This is a genomic window from Dawidia soli (assembly GCF_018598185.1).
GTDB classification, from domain to species: domain Bacteria; phylum Bacteroidota; class Bacteroidia; order Cytophagales; family Cyclobacteriaceae; genus Ohtaekwangia; species Ohtaekwangia soli.
In genome coordinates, this window is sequence record NZ_JAHESC010000105.1 from 1 (window position 1) to 3,402 (window position 3,402).

At 55.1% G+C, this 3,402-nt stretch carries 2 protein-coding genes; one reads left to right on the forward strand and one right to left on the reverse strand.

The genetic code is table 11. The annotated features are described in order from the left end of the window. Positions 1-764, reverse strand: a 764-nt coding sequence (locus KK078_RS30260; RefSeq protein ID WP_254094776.1) for a glycoside hydrolase family 16 protein, incomplete at its 3' end; no start/stop codon positions are given. A gap of 372 nt (positions 765-1,136) precedes the next feature. Here KK078_RS30260 and KK078_RS30265 point away from each other — a divergent pair. Next, positions 1,137-3,402 (forward strand): ABC transporter permease (locus KK078_RS30265; protein WP_254094778.1); only part of this gene is annotated, 2,266 nt, incomplete at its 3' end.

The window sequence follows — 3,402 nt, forward strand, 5'->3', positions numbered from 1 at the left end:
ACATAATAGGGATTTGTGGTGAACTCGGTGAAGTTCGGATCGCCGGGGGGAATGTTGAAGGTATAAAACTGTACGTTGTCGACGTAGCCGAGGATCTGTGTCGGCGTCCACGTCACTTTGAAGATGTGGAAGTCGTCGTAGAAGTTACCGCTGATGGTGTTGCTGCCGGTGGCCGATGCATTGCCCCACCAGCCATTGCCCGGTGCGTTGGGGTCGATCTCCTGGAAGTTGTCCTGGAACCAATGCACGGTGCTATGGCTCTTGCGGTTGGCGACATTGGTTTGCCAGTCGGTTTGGAAGCCGGCTTCGAGAATGTCGATCTCGCCTGACCGGGGCCAGCCGTCGGTGGGGTAGTTGGCGCCGAGCATCCAGAAGGCGGGCCACAGGCCGTTCTGCAGGTTGGGCAGTTTGATGCGTGCCTGGATCGTGCCGTATTTGAAGTTAAATTTTCCGGAGGTAACAATGCGACCGGACGTGAACTGCCGGTTTTCCGGCGGAACGCCGTAGTTCTCGCGGCGGGCTTCGATCACCAGGTAGCCGGTATCCGCGGCGTTTGTTTTGGAACCGACAAAGACGTTCGACTCGCCCGAAGTATAGTACTGCAGCTCGCCGTTTCCAAAGCCGTGGCCGCCTACTTCGTAGGTCCATTTTTCGGCGTCGAGCCGAGGTTGTGAAAATTCGTCCGACCACACCAGGGTCTGCGCAAAGGCCGGCGACCCACAGGTGGCCAGCAGGAAAAACAGGGTTCGATAAAAGTGTCTCATACGCGTAGTTGTTTATGTATTTTTTGGGAGCTTGCTGTGGGGTATACCGGAGAAGTCAGGTATATAGCGTCACAGCAGGGCCATCCTGTCAAAGATGTTTTTTACCGCGGCCGAAATGAAAAAAGTGGCCTGCATAATGTTACGCTGGGACTACGTCAGTACTACTGCATTTTTCGGGATTGTTAATGGGGGTTTGTGTATTGTGATATTTGGAAGGAGGGTGGGGGTGTGTTGTGAATTTGGTTTTTGGTTGACGTTTGTTTTCAGGGCAGTGTCGTGCAGAAGCGGATGGTTTTAAAATAAAGTTGGGTTGTGCCTGTAACCTTGTGCAGACGGGCGGTATTTGCTTACAGTACCAAACGTTTAATCCTAATGCTTCGCAATTTTATTGTCGTGGCGCTGCGGAATTTGCAGCGTAATAAGGTCTTTTCGCTGATCAATATTGTCGGTTTGTCTGTTGGTGTGGCGTGTTGCCTGTTGCTGGTGTTGTATGTGCAGGATGAGCTGCGCTATGACAAGTATCATCTTGATGGTGAGCGGGTGTTTCGCATTACGTCGAGCTCGAGTTTGAGCGACTTCAAGCCTTATCCCCGCACGTCGCCGCCGATTGCCTGGGGGATTAAGGACGAGGTGCCGGAGTTTGAGACGGTGGCCCGCATTGTGAGCCCTCCCAACGTTACGCTCAACCTGGTGCGGTATGAAGACAAGATGTTCTACGAGCCTGACGGGTTCCTGGCCGACTCGACCATTACGTCTGTGCTGACGTTTCCATTTATAGAGGGGAATCCGGCGAAAGCGTTGGTGCAGCCCAACAGCGTGGTGATCAGCGAAGCGATGGCCCGCAAGCTGTTTGGTCACTCGCCGGCGCTCGGCAAAGTGCTGAACATCAACCAGGGTGGGCCGGCGGTGGATTTTACGGTGACGGGGGTGATGCAGCCGCCGGTGAACAGCCACCTGCGGATAAATTTCATGGCCTCTATGACGAGCGACGGGTGGGGTGAGTATATACGGCGGCCGGACGTTGCGGATGAATGGGCGGGGCAAAACTTTATGAAGGCTTATGTCAAGCTGCGTCCGGGGTATTCGTTGCCGGATGTGATCGCCAAGATGAATACGTCGTACCAGAAACACGGGGCGTCGGATCTCAAACAACTGGGCATGCAAAAGAACCTGGGGCTGGAGCCCCTGGAAGATATATACCTGTACTCGTCCACCCAGGAGACGCCGCGTATCCGCTACTTGTATGTGGTGGGGTCGATCGCTGCGTTTATCCTGCTTATTGCCTGCATCAACTTTATGAACCTCTCTACCGCCAAGGCGGCACAACGTGCTCTGGAGGTAGGGCTGCGTAAGTCGCTTGGCGCGCCGCGTGCGTTATTGATCCGCCAGTTCCTGAGTGAGACGCTGATCATCGTGGCCATTGCCATGATCATCAGTTGTTTGCTTGTGCCGGTGGTGTTGCCGGTCTTTAACCGGCTTACCGGGAAGGAGATACTCCTGCAGGCTTCGGGGCTGGGTCTGACGGCGCTTTGCCTGCTGGCGATCACGCTCATTACGGGGTTGGTGGCCGGGAGCTATCCGGCGTTTTACCTGTCGTCCTTCCAGCCGGCGGGCATTCTCAAAGGGCGTGCGGCGTTGCCGACCGCGGGCAGTTTGCTGCGACGGTCGCTGGTAGTGTTTCAGTTTGTGATCGCCATTACGCTGGTGTGCGGTATGATCGTCGTGTCGCGGCAGTTGAGCTTTATGCAGGCACAGAACCTGGGCTTTGAAACAAAGCATAAGATCGTCCTGCCGTTGCGTACCGACAGCGGAAGAAAGCAATATGCGCCGCTAAGCGAGGCGATCGCGAAGACGGCGGCGGTGTCGGGTGTGACGGGTACGACCTATTTGCCGGGTAGCCCCATCTTCTCCGACTTCGGATTGTACCCGGCGGGTAGCAGCATGGAAAGAGCGGTGTTGGTGCATAACAGCTGGGTGGAGCCGAATTACCTTCAGGTGATGGGGATACCGCTGGTGGCCGGGCGAAATTTTCCGCCCACGCGGCATGAGGAATCGTGGCGGACCGTCATCGTAAATGAAGAAGCGGTACGACAGTTGGGCATGACGAATGAATCGATCCTAGGCAATGCGCTGTATTTTGACTGGCAGGGAGAGCAGTTCAAGTTTGAGGTGATCGGTGTGATGAAGGATTACCACCAGGTCAGCCTGCATGAAAAGATATATCCCATTCTGCTGCGTGTACAGTCTGAGGGTGAGCTTAACTTTATGATCGCAGAAGCGAACGGCGGCAATATGGACGAGGTGCTGGCGGCGTTTGAGCGTGCGTGGAAGAATGTCATCACGGATGCTCCCTTCGAGTACACTTTCCTGGACGAGAATATTCAGAAACAGTACGAGGACGATAAACGCGTGGCGGGTGTCATCAATACCTTTACGGTCATCGCGATGGTGATCTCCTGCCTGGGATTGTACGGGCTGTCGGGTTTTATGGCGGAGAAGCGTTTCCGCGAGATCGGTGTGCGCAAGGTGTTGGGCGCCAGCGTGCGGCAGATCGTGGTGATGATGTCGGGCGAGTTCGTTCGCCTGGTGTTGATCGCTTTTGTGTTGGCCGTACCGTTGTCGTTGTACGGTATAAACC